General features: G+C 72.1%; 16 protein-coding genes. 9 read left to right on the forward strand and 7 right to left on the reverse strand.

Going from position 1 to position 16,933, the window contains the following annotated elements; all coding sequences use genetic code 11:
• The first annotated feature begins 176 nt into the window (after window positions 1-176).
• Window positions 177-314 (forward strand): hypothetical protein, encoded by a 138-nt coding sequence (locus tag ACZ52R_RS30505; RefSeq protein WP_465664413.1) that lies wholly within the window; start codon window positions 177-179, stop codon window positions 312-314.
• A 152-nt stretch (window positions 315-466) separates the two neighbouring features.
• Here the strand turns inward: ACZ52R_RS30505 and ACZ52R_RS30510 are convergent, their stop codons facing one another.
• On the reverse strand, window positions 467-1,021 hold the full coding sequence (locus ACZ52R_RS30510; RefSeq protein ID WP_465664412.1) for a hypothetical protein: 555 nt from the start codon (window positions 1,019-1,021) through the stop codon (window positions 467-469).
• 630 nt (window positions 1,022-1,651) lie between these two features.
• Window positions 1,652-1,828, reverse strand: a complete 177-nt coding sequence (locus ACZ52R_RS30515) for a hypothetical protein (RefSeq protein WP_465664411.1) — start codon at window positions 1,826-1,828, stop codon at window positions 1,652-1,654.
• Between the two features lie 204 nt (window positions 1,829-2,032).
• On the opposite strand from ACZ52R_RS30515, the gene ACZ52R_RS30520 reads away from it, so the two are divergent.
• Together ACZ52R_RS30520 and ACZ52R_RS30525 are read left to right on the forward strand one after the other, a co-directional pair.
• Window positions 2,033-2,461 carry a hypothetical protein gene (locus tag ACZ52R_RS30520; RefSeq protein WP_465664410.1) on the forward strand — a complete coding sequence of 143 codons (429 nt, stop codon included), beginning with the start codon at window positions 2,033-2,035 and terminating at the stop codon, window positions 2,459-2,461.
• Window positions 2,462-2,477: 16 nt separating this feature from the next.
• The gene (locus ACZ52R_RS30525; RefSeq protein WP_465664409.1) at window positions 2,478-2,678 is read left to right on the forward strand and encodes a hypothetical protein; all 201 of its coding nucleotides are present in this window, start codon (window positions 2,478-2,480) and stop codon (window positions 2,676-2,678) included.
• A gap of 35 nt (window positions 2,679-2,713) precedes the next feature.
• Here the strand turns inward: ACZ52R_RS30525 and ku are convergent, their stop codons facing one another.
• The 4 genes from ku to ACZ52R_RS30545 form a co-directional block, all read right to left on the reverse strand.
• On the reverse strand, window positions 2,714-3,793 hold the full coding sequence (gene ku, locus ACZ52R_RS30530) for a non-homologous end joining protein Ku (RefSeq protein ID WP_465754478.1): 1,080 nt from the start codon (window positions 3,791-3,793) through the stop codon (window positions 2,714-2,716).
• A 216-nt stretch (window positions 3,794-4,009) separates the two neighbouring features.
• Window positions 4,010-5,011 carry a hypothetical protein gene (locus ACZ52R_RS30535; protein WP_465754479.1) on the reverse strand — a complete coding sequence of 334 codons (1,002 nt, stop codon included), beginning with the start codon at window positions 5,009-5,011 and terminating at the stop codon, window positions 4,010-4,012.
• A 65-nt stretch (window positions 5,012-5,076) separates the two neighbouring features.
• A complete protein-coding gene (locus ACZ52R_RS30540; protein WP_465754480.1) occupies window positions 5,077-5,277 on the reverse strand; it encodes a hypothetical protein in 201 nt (66 codons plus the stop codon).
• 94 nt (window positions 5,278-5,371) lie between these two features.
• Window positions 5,372-6,331 (reverse strand): DNA-3-methyladenine glycosylase family protein, encoded by a 960-nt coding sequence (locus ACZ52R_RS30545; protein WP_465665476.1) that lies wholly within the window; start codon window positions 6,329-6,331, stop codon window positions 5,372-5,374.
• 127 nt (window positions 6,332-6,458) lie between these two features.
• Between ACZ52R_RS30545 and ACZ52R_RS30550 the strand changes: the two genes are divergently transcribed.
• From ACZ52R_RS30550 to ligD, 5 genes are all read left to right on the forward strand, one after another.
• The gene (locus ACZ52R_RS30550; protein WP_465754481.1) at window positions 6,459-7,145 is read left to right on the forward strand and encodes a hypothetical protein; all 687 of its coding nucleotides are present in this window, start codon (window positions 6,459-6,461) and stop codon (window positions 7,143-7,145) included.
• Window position 7,146: 1 nt separating this feature from the next.
• The gene (locus tag ACZ52R_RS30555) at window positions 7,147-8,682 is read left to right on the forward strand and encodes a DNA polymerase Y family protein (RefSeq protein ID WP_465754482.1); all 1,536 of its coding nucleotides are present in this window, start codon (window positions 7,147-7,149) and stop codon (window positions 8,680-8,682) included.
• Window positions 8,683-8,748: 66 nt separating this feature from the next.
• Window positions 8,749-12,033, forward strand: a complete 3,285-nt coding sequence (locus ACZ52R_RS30560) for an error-prone DNA polymerase (RefSeq protein WP_465665470.1) — start codon at window positions 8,749-8,751, stop codon at window positions 12,031-12,033.
• Between the two features lie 106 nt (window positions 12,034-12,139).
• Window positions 12,140-12,817 carry a transcriptional repressor LexA gene (lexA, locus tag ACZ52R_RS30565; protein ID WP_465626442.1) on the forward strand — a complete coding sequence of 226 codons (678 nt, stop codon included), beginning with the start codon at window positions 12,140-12,142 and terminating at the stop codon, window positions 12,815-12,817.
• A 150-nt stretch (window positions 12,818-12,967) separates the two neighbouring features.
• Complete coding sequence (gene ligD / locus ACZ52R_RS30570) at window positions 12,968-13,909, forward strand: non-homologous end-joining DNA ligase (RefSeq protein WP_465665468.1); 942 nt, start codon at window positions 12,968-12,970, stop codon at window positions 13,907-13,909.
• Between the two features lie 260 nt (window positions 13,910-14,169).
• On the opposite strand, the gene ACZ52R_RS30575 is transcribed toward ligD, so the two are convergent.
• Window positions 14,170-14,595: an SMI1/KNR4 family protein gene (locus ACZ52R_RS30575; RefSeq protein ID WP_465665466.1), complete on the reverse strand. Its 426-nt coding sequence runs from the start codon at window positions 14,593-14,595 to the stop codon at window positions 14,170-14,172.
• Window positions 14,596-16,005: 1,410 nt separating this feature from the next.
• Here ACZ52R_RS30575 and ACZ52R_RS30580 point away from each other — a divergent pair.
• Window positions 16,006-16,917 carry a helix-turn-helix domain-containing protein gene (locus ACZ52R_RS30580; RefSeq protein ID WP_465754483.1) on the forward strand — a complete coding sequence of 304 codons (912 nt, stop codon included), beginning with the start codon at window positions 16,006-16,008 and terminating at the stop codon, window positions 16,915-16,917.
• Window positions 16,918-16,933 lie beyond the last annotated feature (16 nt).

The raw sequence follows: 16,933 nt of genomic DNA on the forward strand, positions 1-16,933 counted from the left end.
CTCTCATGATGGCGTCGGTGCGTAGATCAAGCGCAGAGAGACATCTCAGGGTGTCTCATTGCGATACTCCTCATGTCTGCGTGCCGGCCCAAGGAAGCGGCGGCAGGAGCCTGGGATGCAAGGGCCAGAACCCGCTGCGGCCGTTCCAGCCCACCACCGCACCGTCTTCACGGAATGTGTGCCTGATCCCACGGCACCAGTCGCCGGCCCCAGAGCGGGTCTTCCCGTACCTGCTGCCCGACGGGGAGTTCGTCCCGTTCATCCGGCTCGCACAGCGGGGCCTGGAGCAGCAGACTGCCGTCCCCGCCGCGTAGGTGCTGTGACCTGACCGACCAACGGGCCCGGGGTAAGAAATTTCTTACCCTGGGCCTTGTTGTCAACGTTTGTGGCCCCGGCCGTACCTGGTTCAGCGCATGCGCGACCCGGCGATGGGGCTAAGCCGCGCGGCTGTGGGGCCTGTTCCGCTTCATGCAGGGGTCGGCATGTGGTTGAGTACCTGGCTGACTGCGAGGGCTGCCTCTCGGAGGTTGTCAGGCAAGTAGTTGAGCGCGTCCGGGTCTTCGGGGTTGTGGTAGAGCGCTGCGAGGGCTACCTCGAACCGATCACGGGCCAGGGAGCATTCCCCCGAAGCCGTGTCGCGGCCGGCCTCGCACCAGGTGCTGTCTTCGAGGTAGGGGTCAGGCGAGTCTACGAGCCCGGCGAACATCTCCCTGGCGGACTCGGTCATCAGGGCGGGCAGTGCGCTCTGCGGGGTCTGGAGGTATCGGGCGATCGCTGCGGAACTGAGACCCGTGCTCTGCATGTGGGCCGCGAGTACACCCAGCGCCAATCGCTGGTATTCGGTCGCATCGGACAGGGCGTAGCCGACCAGGCGGTACCACTCCATGATGGACGGGGCTTCGGAGCAGTCGCGGCTTGCTTCGAGAGCGCGGTGCAGGTGCTTCATCGTGTTGAGTGCGACGAAGTCCAAGAGGTTGGTCAGGGCATCAGGAACGGGGCGTCCGTTCGGCGAGGGGATCACGCCAGCGAACGCTATGTGCGCAGGCCGGGCGACTCGGGACGGCGCGGCGCGCGGTGGTCCGATCGAGCGGTTCCTCTCCGCTGGATTGACCCCAGGGAGCCGCCCGGTCGACGCGACACCGGATCCGTAGCTAGGGCCTTGCAGGGCCTGCCGAAGACCACCTTCGTGCTCCTGCCCGGACCTGCAGGCCGGGCAGGAGCACTCGCCGTCCACCGGCAAGAACTACGTCTCTTTCTATGTCGAGCTCGACGGCGAGAGCCGGCACGGCGCGTACTTCGAGCGCGGCCACTTGGTGTTGCGGGATGGTGACGCGGACGTCTGGGCAGATACGGCGGCCTGGTTCCTCGGCCTCCTGCCCGCTGATGCAAGAACGGTGGCCATGATCGAATCGGATCCGGACAGCCTGCGAACCATCCCGCCTGGCGCTGACGCCTCAGACCACCGCGAGCTCCCAGTCGCTCGTTCGACGTCGAGTAACCGCATACTCGAGGTCCATCCGTACGACACACGCCCGCACGACGCCGTCCCACGTTGTCCGTTCCGCGACCGTTTCGCGCCGCTGCCGGGCTGTCTGCTGTTCGTCCGCGCTGTCCCTGGGCCCGGTCTACAGCGGGCGCCGCTGATGTTCTGTCACCGCCCCAGCATTCCGGGGGCCCGGCCCGCGCCGTCGCCTCCGGCGGACCGCCTGCCCCGGCCGGGCCGGTTGTGGTAGGCAGGGCAGTCGAGCAGCGAGGAGGCCTTCATGACGACCACCACGGCCGAGGGGCCGCCCACCGGAGACGCCGCCCAGCTATGGCGGGTGGGCATCGACACGGTGTACGTCCCCCACACGACGTGGACCTACGACGACACCAACGAGCCCTGGGCGCTCCACGGCGAGCGGGTGTTCCCTGCGACTGCCGGAACCAGCGTCTGCTCGCGCACGGACGCTGGACGGACGAGCTGGAGCTGCTGTGCGGCGCCTGTGGGAGCCGGCACCGGCCGTGGACGGGCGACGCCGGCATCGACGCCATGCGGACAGTGATCAGGACGGCCGCCGCGTCCGAGGAGGAGCCGTCCCGCTCGGGCCTGGCCGACGACGTCGCCTCGCGCGCGCTGGCGGCGCTCAGCAGCGGGGCGTGGACTCCCACCCGGTGGGCCGACCACGACGCCGCCCGCCTCATCGTCCGCGACGCTGGCGCCGCCGACGGTCAGCTCACCGCCGAGGTCCTGCGCATCGCCGCCGGCTACGCGGGCCCCAACCGGCGCAGCCACACCCGGACCTGGGTCGACACGGTCGCGTACACCTACGCGGCGCTCCTCAGGCCCGCCACCGAGGCCGAGGCGGCCACCGCCGGGCCCGCTCTGCTCGACGTCGCGCGCGCCGTCAGCGCGTTCGAGCAGGAGTGGTTGCCGACTGAGCCAGCGGACAGGGAGGAGCTCCCTCCCCTTCCCCGGTGAGGGCGCGCCGGTCACCGTGCGCGAGAGCGCGTTCCTGGCCACCGGCTCGTTCCGGCTCCGGCTGGTCATCGTTGCGGGCGAACTGCTCGCCGACGTGGCCCTGCACACGGGCCCTGCCCGGCTGCAGGCTCGGCTGCTGCTGGAGCCGGACGGGCACCGATGGCCAGGGCTGCCGCGGCCGCGAGCGGTGGGATCCGTACAGGCCGCTGCTCGCTGACCCGAACCGGTCGACCTGCGTTACGGGATGCGCGATCAGGACGCAGAGCGCAGCCGCCTTCCCGGAGTGGCCTTCTCCACGGCCTTCTGGAGTTCGTCGCGGCTCATCGTCGAGCGGTGGGCGATGTCGAGGTCGGTGGCGCGCTGGTAGAGCTCGGCCTTGGTGAGTTGGGACAGCTGCCGCTTCCCTGTGGCGCTGCTGCGCTTGGCCGTGGACTTGGCGGCGGTCTTGGTGGAGGTGCTCTTCTTGCCGCCGGTCTGCTTGGGGGATCCGCTGGCACGGGCGGCCTGGGCCCGGCCGGTGGACTTCTTCGGGCCCTCGGTCGTCTCGCCCTTGCGGGCGGTCTCGAGGCTGCGGCGCAGCATGTCCATGAGGTCGACGACGTTGGTGGCCTCCGGAGCGGGGCCCGTGGAGACGGCGATCTCGCGGCCGGCGAGCTTGTCCTCGACGAGCTTCTTGACCTGCTCCTCGTAGGTGTCGTGCCACTGATCGGGCTGCCAGTCGATGGCGAGCATGCCGATCAGCTGCTCGGCGGTCTTGATTTCCTGCGCGGACAGCTTGATCTTTTCCGGCAGGTCGCCGACCTCGTGGCGGGGATCGCGGACCTCGTCGGCGAAGTGCATGGTGTGCAGCTCGAGGAGGCCGTTTTCGGAGCGGATGGCGGTCAGGTACTCCTTGCCGCGCATCGCGAACATCGCGAGCCCGGCTTTTCCGGCGTGGTCGAGGGCTTCGACGAGGAGGGCGTAGACCTTCTGGTACTCCTTGCCGCGGGGGCCGAGGTAGTAGGTGCGGTCGAAGAAGATCGGGTCGACGTCGGCGAGGTCGACGAAGCCGGCGATGTCGATGGTGCGGGAGCGGCCGGGTGAGATCTGCTCCAGCTCGTCGGGTTCGACGACCACGTACTCGCCCTCGGTGACCTCGTATCCCTTCACGATGTCCGCGAATTCCACCTCTTGGCCGGTGCGCTCGTTGACGCGCTTGTTGCGCACCCGGTCGGACGTTCCGCGCTGCAGCTGGTGGAAGCGCACGTCGTGGGACTGTGTGGCCGTGTACAGGGCGACCGGCACGGTGACCAGGCCGAAGGTCAGCACCCCGCTCCACATGGGTCGGGCCATGAAGGCCGCCTCCTTTACCGAGCCGGTCCGCCGTCGCTCGCCGCGGCGGGTCACGGCCAGCGTCGCCGCCTGGCCGGGGTTTCCGCACGCGGTGTTGGGCCGGCGGGCGTCGCCGCCCTGCTGAGCCCCGCTCGGAGGCGACACGGCGACGCGCCCTACCGGGCGCCTGCGCAGCGGCCCGTCGACCCAAACCACGAGCGCCCGCGCGATCGCGGGTCAGCCGGCCCGGTCGTCGTCCTTCAGGGTCCGCAGCCGTATGGCCGCCTCCCGTGTGGCCTCGTGCGCCCGGGACGCCTGGGCGTGGGCGGAGTCGACGGCGTCCTCGACGGTCCGTACCCGGCTGTCGGCCCGGGCGAGGGTGTCCCGGGCCCGGTCGTCGCGTTCCTGCGCGTGGCTAAGTTCGACGTTGGCCTGGTCGGCCTCACCCTGGGCGCCCTGCCGGGCCGACCTGGCGGCGCGCAGCTCCTGTTCGGCGGCTGCGGCCCGCTCGGCGGCATCCCGCTCGGCTGCCTCAGCCGCGGCCATGGTCACCTCGGCCTCCTCCCGTTCGCGTTCACGCGCACGCTCGCGTTCGGCTCGGGCCCGCGCGGCCGATCCCCGGTCTTCGGACGGCTCGCCGGCAGCACGGGCAGGAGTGCGGCCGGAGCGCTCTGCTCGCTTGCGGCCCGTCGTGCCCGAGCCCGCGTCGACATCGTCCGGGACGTCGGGTTGCGCGGTCTGCGTCCCGCCGGGGGCGGTGCCCGGCCACAGCGGCGGTTCCAGGGCGGCGGTCAGCTGGCCTTCGGCCAGGGCCTGGGCGGCGTCCGGGTCGGCGAGCGCGGCGGACAGCGTGCGGTCCAGGTCGGCGGCCGCGTCCGCGCCGAGCGGGTGGCCGGCGGCCGCAGCGTTTCGGCGGGCCTGCTCGGCCAGCGACCGCACCAGCTGGCGGCGCTGGTCGGCGAGCGCGCGCAGCTGGTCTCCGGCGAGGTGGTCCTGGGCGTCGCGCAGGGCCTGCCCGAGGTCCAGGAGCTGTTCGACAAGGTCGCGGTGGCGGCGGGTGAGGGCGTTGGCCGCCCACGCGGTGAGGGTGGGCCGGTGCAGCGCGCGGATGCGTTTGGCCAGGGGCGGGTCGGTCTTCTTGACGTCGTCGGCGCGCGCGTTGCGGGCGGCGGTGAAGTCCGGCGGCGCGAGGGCGTAGAGCGTGTCGGCGATCTCGTCGAAGTCGTGCGGGCTGGCCACGTTCGGACTCTACGGCCGGCCCGGTGTCCGGGCCCGCCCTGAGGACGCCGGGCCCGGGCGCCGGTCTACCCGTCGTCGTCCGTGCGCGTGCCCGGGCCGAGGCCGAGGAAGTAGGCGAGCGCCTCCGGAGCGCTGTCAATCATGGCCTGCTGTTCCTGCGCCGTGCCGCGGTCGCGGTCGAAGCACCCGATCGAGCAGGCGAGCCACGGGTTCCAGGGGGCCCTGCGGCCGCAGGCCTCGCACACCATCGTCGCCGTCTCGGGCATGGGCACCTCCGAGCCGCTGATCTGCCTTCTTCTCCACGCTAGCGCGGGCGGCCGTCGTCACCGGGCCAGTACCGACGAGCCCGGGTCGGCCTGCTCATCGGTGACGGTGGTCGTTGGGGGCGAGACGGGGACCGAAGCGGGGAGCGCGGGCGCCGGCGAGGAAGGCGAGCTTGCAGACCCGGTGACGCTGGCCTGCGTAGGGCGCGAGGAGTCCGAGCATCTGCTCGTCGGTACTGCGGGCACGTCCGGTGAAGTAGTGCCCGATGTGATTGGCGAGGTGGTAGTCGCCGACGGAGACGGCGTCCGCGTCGCCGTTGGAGCGCTGGAGGGTCTCGGCCGCGGTCCAGATGCCGATGCCGGGCACCGTCATGAGTCGCTCGAAGGCCTGCGGGCTGGTCATCGCCGAGGCCTCCTCGAGTCGCGGTGCCAGGCGGACGGCGCGCAGGATCGTCGAGGCGCGCTTCGGGTCGACCCCGGCCTTGTGCCACTCCCAGCTGGGCACCGCGGCCCAGGCGCGGGCTGAGGGCATCACGTACAGGTCTGGGCGGGGTCCGGGCGCCGGGGTGCCGTGGCGCCGGACGAGGTAGCGCATGCCCCGCCGTGCCTCGGTCACCGTGACCTTCTGCTCCATGATCGCGGGTACCAGGGAGTCCAGGACGAGGCCGGTGGCGCACAGCCGCAGGCCGGGGTGGCGGCGCTGGACCTCGCGCAGCGGTCCGGGCGGCAGGACGAGCTGCTCGGGGGCGTCATTGCCGCCGAGCAGGGTTGGCAGGCGCTCCAGGATCCAGTGGGCGGCCTCGCCCCAGGCCTGCGCGGAGACCTCGCTGGCGGCGGGGCGGGCGGTGACGCGCAGGGTGCCGGTGCCGGCCGGGGTGCGGAAGGTGCGCCAGAGTTCGCCGGTCGACCACGCGGAAACGGGGTCGCCGGCGCCGCGGTGCAGCGGGCCGAGGGCCTGGGCGAGGTCGAGCGGGAACGGCGGCCGCCAGGTGCGACGGATCGGTTCCAACGGTCCGGCCTCCTCGCGCTGTGTGCCCCTGCCGCCGGGGTGCGGCATGCCGGGACAGTACCGCACCGGTGGGGCTGTGACCTGCAGTAACGACCTTCGATCGAACGGGTGACCGATTTAATGAGAGATGCGATTCCGCTTGCTCATTTTCGTACGCATGTTCGATGCTGGGGGTGTGAACGCAACCCTCGCAGCGCTGGCCCCCCGGCTCCAGCTCTCCCGTCCCGGACCGCTGGTCCCGGTGCTGCCCGCCCTGGAGGACCTTCTCCCGGAGCGGGGGCTGCGCCCGGGCGCCGTCGTGTCGGTGACCGGCGGCGCGACCGCGCTGGTGCTCGCGCTCGCCGCCGCCGCGACGACGTCCGGCCTGTACTGCGCGGCGCTCGGCTTCGACGGGATCGGGGCGCTCGCGGCAGCGGAGCTCGGCGTCGACATCGGCCGCCTGGTGGTGGTCGACGCCCCACGCGAACGGCGGGCCGAGGTCGCGATGGCACTCGCCGACGGATTCGGGATCCTCCTTCTGAACGGCGCCCCGCCGCCCGGTCCGGTCGCCGAGCGCCTGGTCACGGTGGCCCGGCGCAGCGGGTGCGCGGTGGTGGTGGCGGGGCAGTGGCCGGGGGCCCGGGTGCGGCTGCGGGTGGTGGCGCGGCACTGGGAGGGGCTGCGGCAGGGGCGGGGCCGGCTGCGGGCACGGCAACTGGTGGTGGAGGCCGGCGGGCGGGGCGCGGCTGCGCGCGAGCGCCGGGTCGGCCTGTGGCTTCCGGACGCGCAGGGTGTGGTCCGCGCCGTCGAGCAGCCGGCCGGCACTGTGGGCGGGATGGACCGGCCGGTGCTCACGGATCGGGCTCCGCTGGTGGTGGTGTGAGATGGGCGAGGACGTGGCGCGGCTGATGGTCGGCTGGGTTCCGGACTGGCCCGTGGTCGCGGTACTCGGTGAAGAGCCGGAGCCGGGACGGCTGGCGGCGGTGGCCGAGCACGGCCGGATCCTGGCCGCGAGTGGTGCGGCCCGCGCTGCCGGGGTCCGCGGTGGGCAGAAGGTGCGCTCCGCCCAGTCCCTGGTCGCGGATCTGACTATCTTCGACCGGGACTTGGACGCCGAGGCACGCCGGTTCGAGCCGGTCGCGGATGCCGTCGGCGCGCTGGCCGCGCACCTGGAGGTGGTGCGCCCGGGGCTGCTGGCGCTCGCGGCCGCCGGTGCGGCGCGCTTCCACGGCGGCGAGGACGTGCTGGCCGAGCGGGTGATGGACGCGGTCGAGGCCGCCGGGCATCCCTGCCGGGTCGGCGTCGCCGACGGGTTGTTCGCCGCACGGCTGGCCGCTCGCACGCAGCGCATCGTCCCCGAAGGGGAAAGTGCCCGTTTCCTGGCTCCGTACCCGGTGGCCGAGCTGGGGGACCAGAGGCTGGCCGACCTGCTGGGCCGGCTCGGACTGATGACGCTCGGCCAGTTCGGGGCCCTGTCGGCCGCGAGCGTGGCGGACCGCTTCGGCCAGGCGGGCCTGCTCTCGCACCGCCTGGCGCGCGGCCTGGAGGCCAGGCCGGTCGTTGCCCGGCCGCCGGGGGTGGACCTGACAGCCGAGGAACGGTTCGAGGAGCCCATGACGCTCGCCGAGCCGATGGTCTTCCACGCACGTGGCCTCGCGGAGCGCCTGCACGCAGGCCTCGCCGCAGCAGGCCTGGCATGCGAACGCGTCGAGGTGGAGATCGAGTGCGCCGACGGCACCACCGCCGGCAGGGCGTGGCGCCACGAGGGTGTCCTGTCGGTCGGGGCGGTCGCCGAGCGGGTGCGCTGGCAGCTGCAGGCCTGGCAGCAGCGCGCCCTGTTCGACGAGCGGGCGGGCGGGGTGACGGTGCTGCGCCTGGTTCCCGACGGTCTGGTGCGCGACCCGGGCCGTCAGCTCTCCCTCATGGACGGTGACCAAGAGGCGCGGGAGCGCGCGGAGCGGGCGGTGGCTCGCGTGCAGGCGATCCTCGGTCACGGCGCGCCGGTGACCCTCGACCTGGCCGGCGGCCGGGCACCGGGTGACCGGGTGGTGCGCACCCCGTGGGGCGACGCCCATCAGGAGCGCCGTGCGGACGGTCCCTGGCCCGGGCGGCTTCCCGCGCCGTCCCCGACCCACGTGCCGCCGACGCCGTCGGCGGTGCGGCTGCTGGACGCTGACGGACGCGACGTCGAAGTGACCGCTCGCGCCGAGGTGCGCTCGGCCCCGGCACGCCTGGTGCTGCCCGGCGACAGCGCGCGGGTGGTGGGCTGGGCCGGGCCGTGGCCGGAGCAGGAACGCTGGTGGGACCCGGAGCAGGCACGGCGCACCGCCCGGATTCAGGTCGTCGTCGAGGACGGGCGCGCCTTACTGCTGGCCGTCACGGGCGGGCGCTGGACGATCGAGGGCGACTACGACACCTGACACCCGCTCACCTGCCGGCACCGCCGGCCCTGTCCACGACCGAGAACCACCACCTGGACGAGCACGATGGGCTTCACCAACCACCCCCACACCCCCTGGGGCGAGCTGCACCGCCGCCTGGCCGGCGCCCCGCAGCCCCGCGGTGACCGTACGGTCCTTCCCTTTCCCGGCCCGGGCCCGCAGGCCGAGCCCGCCCCTCCACTCCGGCCCGCCGCGCCGCCGGCCGGACCGGGCTGGGCAGAACTCCACGTCCACACCACCTACTCCTTCCTCGACGGCGCCAGCGACCCGGCCGCCCTCGTCGACGAGGCCGCCCGCCTCGGCATCGAGACCCTCGCCGTCACCGACCACGACGGCCTCTACGCAGCCCCGGTCCTCGCCGCCGAAGCCCGCCGCGCCGGCATCAGCACGGTCTTCGGCGCAGAGCTGACGCTGGACGCAGCGCTCGCGCCCACCGGTGTTGCGGACCAGGACGGCGAACACCTCCTGGTACTGGCCCGCGGCGCCGAAGGCTACCGCCGCCTCGCCAAGGTCATCGGCGACGCCCACCTCGCCGGCGGCCAAAAACGCCGCCCCCGCTACGACCGCGACCTCCTCGCCCACGCCCACCAGGGCCACTGGGCCGTCCTCACCGGCTGCCGCAAAGGCGCCGTACGCCGCGCCCTGGACACCGAAGGCGAAGCCGGCGCCGAACGCGAACTGCGCGCCCTCGCCGACCGCTACGGCCACCACAACCTCTACGTCGAACTCACCGACCACCGCATGCCCGGCGACGACGACCGCAACGACACCCTCGCCACCCTCGCCACCCGCCTCGGCCTGCCCCTCATCGCCACCACCGCCGCCCACCACGCCTCCCCCGCCCAACTACGCCTCGCCCAAACCCTCGCCGCACTGCGCCAGAACCGCTCCCTGGCCGACGCCGAGCCCTACCTTGCCGCCGCCGGCGCAGCCCACCTGCGCTCCCCGCAGGAGATGGCCGCCCTCCTGACCCCCTGGCCCGGCGCCCAGCAGGCCACCGTCGACCTCGGCCGCGCCTGCGCCTTCGACTTCCGCGACCTCGCCCCAGCCCTTCCCGGCTTCCCCGTCCCCGACGGCCACACCGAGGCCACCTGGCTGCGCCACCTCACCCTGCGCGCCGCCGCCGAGCGTTTCGCGCCGGACAACGAGAAAGCCCACCGCCAGATCGCCTACGAGCTGCAGGTCATCGACCAGCTCGGCATGGCCGGCTACTTCCTCATCGTCCACGACATCGTCGACTTCGCCCGCCGCACCGACATCTGGTGCCAGGGCCGCGGCTCGGCCGCCAACTCCGCCGTCTGCTACGCCCTCGGCATCACCAGCGTCGACCCGATCCACTACGGCCTGCTCTTCGAACGCTTCCTGTCACCCGAGCGGGACGGACCACCCGACATCGACCTCGACATCGAGCACCGCCGCCGCGAAGAGGTCATCCAGTACGTCTACGACACCTACGGCCGCGACCACGCCGCCCAGGTCGCCAACGTCATCACCTACCAGCCCCGCCTCGCGATCCGCGACGCCGCCCGCGCCCTCGGTTACGCCCCCGGCGACCTCGACCGCTTCGCGCGCGAGACCGGCTGGCACGAGATGCCGCCCCCTGACGCCCCGGTCCCGGCGGACGTGCGCGACCTCGCCGCCCAGCTGCGCGGACTGCCCCGTCACCTCGGCATCCACTCCGGCGGCATGGTCCTCACCCGCGAGCCGATCGCCGAGACCTGCCCCACCGAGTGGGCCACCATGCCCGGCCGCTCCGTCCTCCAGTGGGACAAGGACAGCTGCGCCGAAGCCGGTCTGGTGAAGATCGACCTGCTCGGCCTCGGCATGCTCTCCGCCCTCCACGACGCCTGCGACCTGATCGCCGAACACCACGGCGTCCGCCACGACCTCGCCACCATCCCCTCGGACGACCCCGCCGTCTACGACATGCTCTGCCGCGCCGACACCGTCGGCGTCTTCCAGGTCGAGTCCCGCGCCCAGGCCACCGCACTCCCACGGATGCGCCCGCGCCGCTTCTACGACCTCGTCGTCCAGGTCGCCCTCATCCGCCCCGGACCCATCCAGGGCGGATCCGTCCACCCCTACATCCGCCGCCGCAACGGCCGCGAGAAGGCCACCATCCCGCACCCCCTGATGGAGCGAGCGCTGAAGAAGACTCTCGGAGTGCCGCTGTTCCAGGAACAGATGATGCAACTGGCCATCGACTGCGCCGGGTTCACTCCCGCCGAGGCCGACAAGCTGCGTCAGGCGATGGGCTCCAAACGCTCCCACGAGCGGGTCGCCGAGCTGCGCGAGCGCCTGCTCACGGGGATGGCCGAGCGCGGCATCCCGTCCGAGGTCGCCGAGGATGTCTACGGCAAGATCGAGGCGTTCTCCGGCTACGGCTTCCCCGAGAGCCACGCCGCTTCCTTCGCCCTGCTGGTGTACGCGAGTGCCTGGCTCAAGCACCACTACCCGGCCGCCTTCACCTGCGCTCTGCTGGCCAACCAGCCGATGGGCTTCTACTCACCGCTGACCCTGGTCGCCGACGCCAGACGCCACGGCGTCACCGTCCTGCCCGCCGACGTCAACGCGAGCGACGCCCAGCCCACCCTCGAGCCCGACCCCGCCGGCACCGGCGACGCGGCAAGCGGGCCGGCGATCCGCCTCGGCCTCGCCGCCGTCCGGGGCCTCGGCACCGAGCAGGCCGACGCGATCGCCGCCCACCGCCCCTACGCCGACCTGGAGGACTTCGCGCGCCGCACCGACCTACCCGCACCCCTCCTCGAAGCCCTCGCCACCGCCGGAGCGTTCGCCGGCCTCGGCGTGACCCGCCGCCAGGCCCTGTGGTCGGCAGGCCTGCTCGCCCGCACCAGCGACGGCATGCTCCCCGGCACCGCTCCCGCCCTCACCGCCCCGGCCGGCCTCACGGAGATGACCGCCATCGAGGAGACCATCGCCGACCTGTGGGCGACCGGTACCTCCGCCACCGGCCACCCCGTCCAGCACGCCCGCTCCCACCTGGACCGGTGCGGCGCGCTCACCGCCGCCGGCTTCAAGACCGCCGCCGCCGACGGCGCGCTGGTTGCCGTCGGCGGACTCGTCACCCACCGCCAGCGCCCACCCACCGCCGGAGGCGTCCTGTTCATCTCCCTCGAAGACGAGACCGGCCTGGTCAACGTCGTCTGCCAGCCGCACGTGTGGGAACGCCACCGGCGCACCGCCACCCAGGCCGCCGGCCTGCTCGTCCACGGCACCGCCGAACGCCGCGACGGCGCCGTCAACCTCGTCGCCACCCGCCTCACCCCACTCACCCTCGCCCCCGGCGCCCGCAGCCGTGACTTCCGATGACCACACACGACAACAACCGCGTTCCCGCAGGTCACCGCACCAACCCGGGTGACCATTCATCCCCAAACGGGATACAGTCCCCCCGAACGACCGAAAGGGCACCACGATGGACGACACCAGCATCCCCCGTGCCCGCAGTGGCCGGCCCAAGGGTGTCCGCGTAGGCGACGACGGGCTGACCGAGCGCCAGCGCCGGGTGATCGAAGCGATCCGGACCTATGTCCAACGTCACGGATACCCGCCGTCCGTCCGCGAGATCGGCCAAGCCGTGGGACTGTCCAGTTCCAGCTCGGTCGCCCATCAGCTCGCCAGGCTCCAGAAGCTGGGCCTGGTCGCCAAGGACCCGCACCGGCCCCGCGCCTACTGCCTCCTCAATGACGACCCCGGCCCCATGCCGCAGCCCGCTCAGATCGGCGTCTCCGTACCGCTGGTCGGCCGGATCGCCGCCGGCGGCCCAATCCTCGCCGAGCAGACGATCGAGGACCAGATCACTCTCCCACGCCGACTCGTCGGCGGCGGAGAGCTGTTCGCCTTGGAAGTGTGCGGCGACTCGATGATCGAGGCGGCCATCGCCGACGGGGACACCGTCGTCGTGCGCCGTCAGCCCGTTGCCGAAAACGGCGACATCGTGGCCGCCATGATCGACGACGAGGCCACCGTGAAACGCCTCAAGCGCGAGGACGGCCGCACCTGGCTGATGCCGGACAACCCCGCCTACGAACCCATCAACGGCGACAACGCCACCATCCTTGGCAAGGTCGTCGCCGTCCTGCGCCGCCTCTGACCCACCACAGCCCATACCTGCGGACGTCCGCGGTTCGTCCCGATCTCCTGGGGACGCTCACGAGTCCGCCGTGGCGTGCCCGGGTCGCGGTGTCGGCCGACCGGCCGCATCCGGCCCCACGACGGGTCCGGCCACCTGCACCCTGGAAGCATGAGTCCCCGGGGATCCGCGCAGGTGAGACTGCCGCACGTCGAGCCGATGCTCGCCACGGCCGGCCCACTGCCATCCGGGCCGGGGTGGATGGGAGAGGTGAAGTGGGACGGGGTGCGGTGCGTGGCCTACGTGCCCGAGGCCGCGCCGGTCCGGCTGCTCGGCCGCCACGGCACGGACTTCACCGACCGGTTCCCGGAGGTGGCCGAGGCCCTGACGCTCCGCGGGCCGCTAATCCTGGACGGCGAGCTCGTGGTCATGCGCGCAGGCCGCCCCTCGTTCGCTGCGCTGCAGGGTCGTGTCCACCGCACGAGCCCCGCCGCAGTACGGGCCGGGGCAGCGAATACACCGGCCTTGTTCGTCGCGTTCGACCTCCTGCACACTGCGGACCGGTCACAGCTCACGGAGCCGTACGTGCGGCGGCGCCAACTGCTGGAGAACCTCGAACTGGAGCGGCCGGGCCTGCGGGTGCCGCCGACGTGGGACTCGGTCGCCGAGGCGTTCGGCTGGACACGGGAGCACGCACTGGAAGGTGTCGTCGCCAAACGGTCCGACTCCCCGTACAGGCCGGGCGCACGCTCCCGAGACTGGATCAAGATCAAGCATCTGAGGACCGCCGACGTCGTGATCGGCGGCTGGCTGCCCGGCCCCGGCGAAGCGTCGGTCCGCGCGGTCCTGGTCGGCGTCCCACTCGAAGCCGAAGGCCCGCTGACATTCGTCGGCTCGGTCGGCACCGGCTTCGCCGGAGCGGAACGCCGCGCCCTCGCCGCCGTCCTGCGGCGCATCGACTCCCCGGTATCCCCGTTCACCGCCGCCGGGCTGGGACTGCCGCGAGGCACCATCGTCCGATTCGTCCGCCCCGAGCTGCGCGCCGAGGTCGAGTTCCTCGAACTCACCGACGCCGGCCGCCTCCGCCAGCCCGTGTGGCGCGGCCTGCGCTGAACCGGCTCTGGCCGCGGCCGATGTGAGCGGTCGCGATAGCTGTCACCTGGTCGCGACGTCTGTGACCGTACCCCTACCGAATCCCGCTCCAAGAGGAATTGGGCTCTGGTCGTAGTGCCGTGAGGGACGCTGCGGAGGTCGCTACCCAGCAGCCACGACCTGGCCGGCCGTGACCTGGGGAGGATTAGGGAGCAGTGACGCGAGGCTGTCCCGCACGAAGTCCGCCGCCCTCTGGATCGGGTGGGCCGTGAGGCGTGGTCCTACAGCTTGATCTGACCCGTCAGCCACCATTCGAGGTACTTGACCAGGCTGGGTGCCACCCAGGTGCGGCTGTCGTCATCGTGGTTCCAGACGAAGACATCGGGCCGGTCGATCCTGGGGAGGAGCGCGAACAGGTCTCCGTTCCCCGCGTCCGCGAAGAAGAGCAGTGGCTCGAACGGCATGTACAGGGTGGCGAGCTCGGTGTCCTCGCGAAGGGTCTGGTTCTCGGAGGCGATGCGCTCGGCCGACCAGATGAGCCCGTCTCCGTACTCGCCCTCGATGCCGTCGCTTTCGCGGAGCAGCGCGACCAGGTCCGCAGGCAGTGGGTGACCGAGGATCGTGGCACAGCGGATCAGTGAGGACTCCGATGCAGGGGGCTGGAGGACCGCTGTGACGGACAGGGCCGAAACGGCTTCGGTCCACATAGTTGGTTCGACCTCCATGAGCCGGGGCCCGTGATCGAGCCGACCTGTAACCCCGTCAACGTGGGCCGAGGACCGCGACTCGACCAGCGTGACTGATCACCGAATGAACAGTACGGTCCCGGCCGAGTCAGCCGCTCGCCGGCCGTAGGGCATGGCGGGACAGCTCTTAGCTAGTAGCAGTCAGCGCGATCAAGGCGGGCAGAAGGCGCAGCCCGCGGGAAGCGCCTGGTAACAACTGCCTCGATCAAACACACCGCGCCGCCCGGGGCCGTCCCCATGGCCAAGGCCCGGCCGATTCATACCCCGGGGGCTCACCGACCGGTAGCCCGGGCATCGCGCTCCGTGCAGTTGTGGCTTCCCGGCGGTCCCGGGTGTGTCCGCTCTGGCATGAATGCCCGTTCAGGCACTGTGTGCCGGGGAGGTGGACGAGCCGGGTTGCGGGAGGTTTTGAGTTTCGTCCGGTTGGCACTTGCGCTGGCCGATTTGAGCGGGGCGTCTCAGCTTCAGGCCGTTTTCCGGTGGCGTTCGACCGAACTTGCGCCACCGTCGATCAGTACTGACCGTGTCTGGGCACTTATGGGATTGAACGGTCGTATCGGCGGTTCGTTTACGTGATGAATGCTCGACTCAGCGTGTCGGACAGGGGGGTAGGGTCCCCGTACGGATGAGCCCCGGACCAATGGCCTGGTAACCGGGGCCGGGGCTCAGCCGCTGACACATCATCACGACCAAGGAGTTCCGATGACTCTTGACCGCAGTGGCCGACGGGCTCTCATGCTCCCGGCGGCGGGATGCCCCGAAACTAACATGCCTGATCTGCGCGCCCGTGAAACCCGGCAGGTCGTTGACTGCTGGGCAATGTTGAGGTTCGGGCTTCTGGTGGCCGTTCCGGGAGCGATGGCCATCGTCATTCACGGACAGGCGCTCTCCTGCGGCGGGGCCCTTGCCCTGGCCGGCGCCGGCGCCGTCGCCAACCGCTCCTACGTCTGCTACCAGCGGCGCAGCCTCTGAGATGCCGCCGGGCCCGGGGTTCACCGTGCCGGTTCTTCCGCGCCGGTGCCCCGGGCCAGCCGTCGGCTCCCGCCCTGGGACATCAGACGCTTTTCGCACGCGCGACTGCGTCAGATTCCTCTCCGCTGCGTTGCAAACCGCGCAGCGGTCTCACCCTATAGCGCGAATTTTCAGTTGGAGGACGACCCGCAGATGTCCGAGACCCGGCAGATCATGGTGTGTCAGCAGTGCGACAGCGACTTCACGCGGACAAGCGCGAAGGGCCGACCGCAGCGCTTCTGCACCCCGCGGTGCCGCGCGGCCTCCAGTCGCGCGGCAGCGCGGCGTGCCGCGGCGGGTGGCCCCCAACCAGAACGCGGCCTCTACGACGTGACCGTCTCCAGGCTGTCCCATGAGGTCGTGACCCAGGCCCGCAGGCTGCAGAGGCTCGCCGACTCCCAGGACGACCGCCCCGGTCCCTGCGCCGAACTGGAGCTGCTGACCATGCTGCGCAGGGAGCTCGAGGCGCTCACGGCCGCTGTGGTGCTTCAGGCCCGCGAGCGGAAGGTCAAGTGGGCCATGGTCTCGGAGATCCTCGCCGTCAGTCCGGGTACGGCCCGCTCGCGATGGTCGCCGGAGAACGGCAGCCGCGCCCTGCAGCACCACGGGGATCGCCAGCGGACCGCGGCCCAGGCCGCCAGGCGACGCGGCGCCAGCAACCGCCGACGCCGCGCCCCGGGCGACCACGCCCTTCCGGTGGTCAGCTCCACCGACCCCGAGGCCCAGCTCACCAGCGCCCTCTCCCATCTGCAACGGTCCTCGGGCAAATCCATGAGCCGCATCGCCGACGAGACCGACCTCTCGACCTCGTTCGTTTCCCGGCTCATCTCCGGTGAGCGCTTCCCCTCGTGGCCGACCGTCGAGCACCTCGTGACCGCGTTGGGCGGAGTACCCGAGCACGTCCGGCCACTGTGGCAGGCGGCGCGCGGAGAAGGGATCTCCCGGCCCTTCCTGCCGGGCCTGCCAGGCGCCCGCCGGTACGCCACCGCCGGCCTCCAGGCAGCCGTCCAAGGCCTCTACCTCGCCTCGGCATGCCCTCCCGAACAGGAAGTCGTCAGTCGGGCCACCCGGCACGTGACCGTCTCCCAGGTCGCCTCCGTCCTCGACGGGCGAGGCGTGGAGTCCTGGTCGATCGTCTCCGCGGTGGTGGAAGCCCTCCGAGGCCACCCCGACCAGGTACGCCCCTGGTGGGAGCGCGTCCAGCTCTCCCTCGACCCCCGCTGGACACCGCAGGAGACGGCCTCGACCCACAGCGCCGGCGCCTTCGGCTGATTGTTGCCCGTCCTAG

This window comes from Kitasatospora sp. NPDC034023 (assembly GCF_055575795.1).

What these genes read in the sequence shown, in the direction of transcription:
- ACZ52R_RS30515 (WP_465664411.1), bottom strand. Translation starts at nt 1,828, where the DNA reads ATGCCCACCCGCCATAGCTGGGCGGCGTCTCCGGTGGGCGGCCCCTCG.
- ACZ52R_RS30520 (WP_465664410.1), top strand. Translation starts at nt 2,033, where the DNA reads ATGCGGACAGTGATCAGGACGGCCGCCGCGTCCGAGGAGGAGCCGTCC.
- ku (WP_465754478.1), bottom strand. Translation starts at nt 3,793, where the DNA reads ATGGCCCGACCCATGTGGAGCGGGGTGCTGACCTTCGGCCTGGTCACC.
- ACZ52R_RS30540 (WP_465754480.1), bottom strand. Translation starts at nt 5,277, where the DNA reads ATGCCCGAGACGGCGACGATGGTGTGCGAGGCCTGCGGCCGCAGGGCC.
- ACZ52R_RS30545 (WP_465665476.1), bottom strand. Translation starts at nt 6,331, where the DNA reads ATGCCGCACCCCGGCGGCAGGGGCACACAGCGCGAGGAGGCCGGACCG.
- ACZ52R_RS30555 (WP_465754482.1), top strand. Translation starts at nt 7,147, where the DNA reads ATGGGCGAGGACGTGGCGCGGCTGATGGTCGGCTGGGTTCCGGACTGG.
- ACZ52R_RS30560 (WP_465665470.1), top strand. Translation starts at nt 8,749, where the DNA reads ATGGGCTTCACCAACCACCCCCACACCCCCTGGGGCGAGCTGCACCGC.
- lexA (WP_465626442.1), top strand. Translation starts at nt 12,140, where the DNA reads ATGGACGACACCAGCATCCCCCGTGCCCGCAGTGGCCGGCCCAAGGGT.
- ligD (WP_465665468.1), top strand. Translation starts at nt 12,968, where the DNA reads ATGAGTCCCCGGGGATCCGCGCAGGTGAGACTGCCGCACGTCGAGCCG.
- ACZ52R_RS30575 (WP_465665466.1), bottom strand. Translation starts at nt 14,595, where the DNA reads ATGTGGACCGAAGCCGTTTCGGCCCTGTCCGTCACAGCGGTCCTCCAG.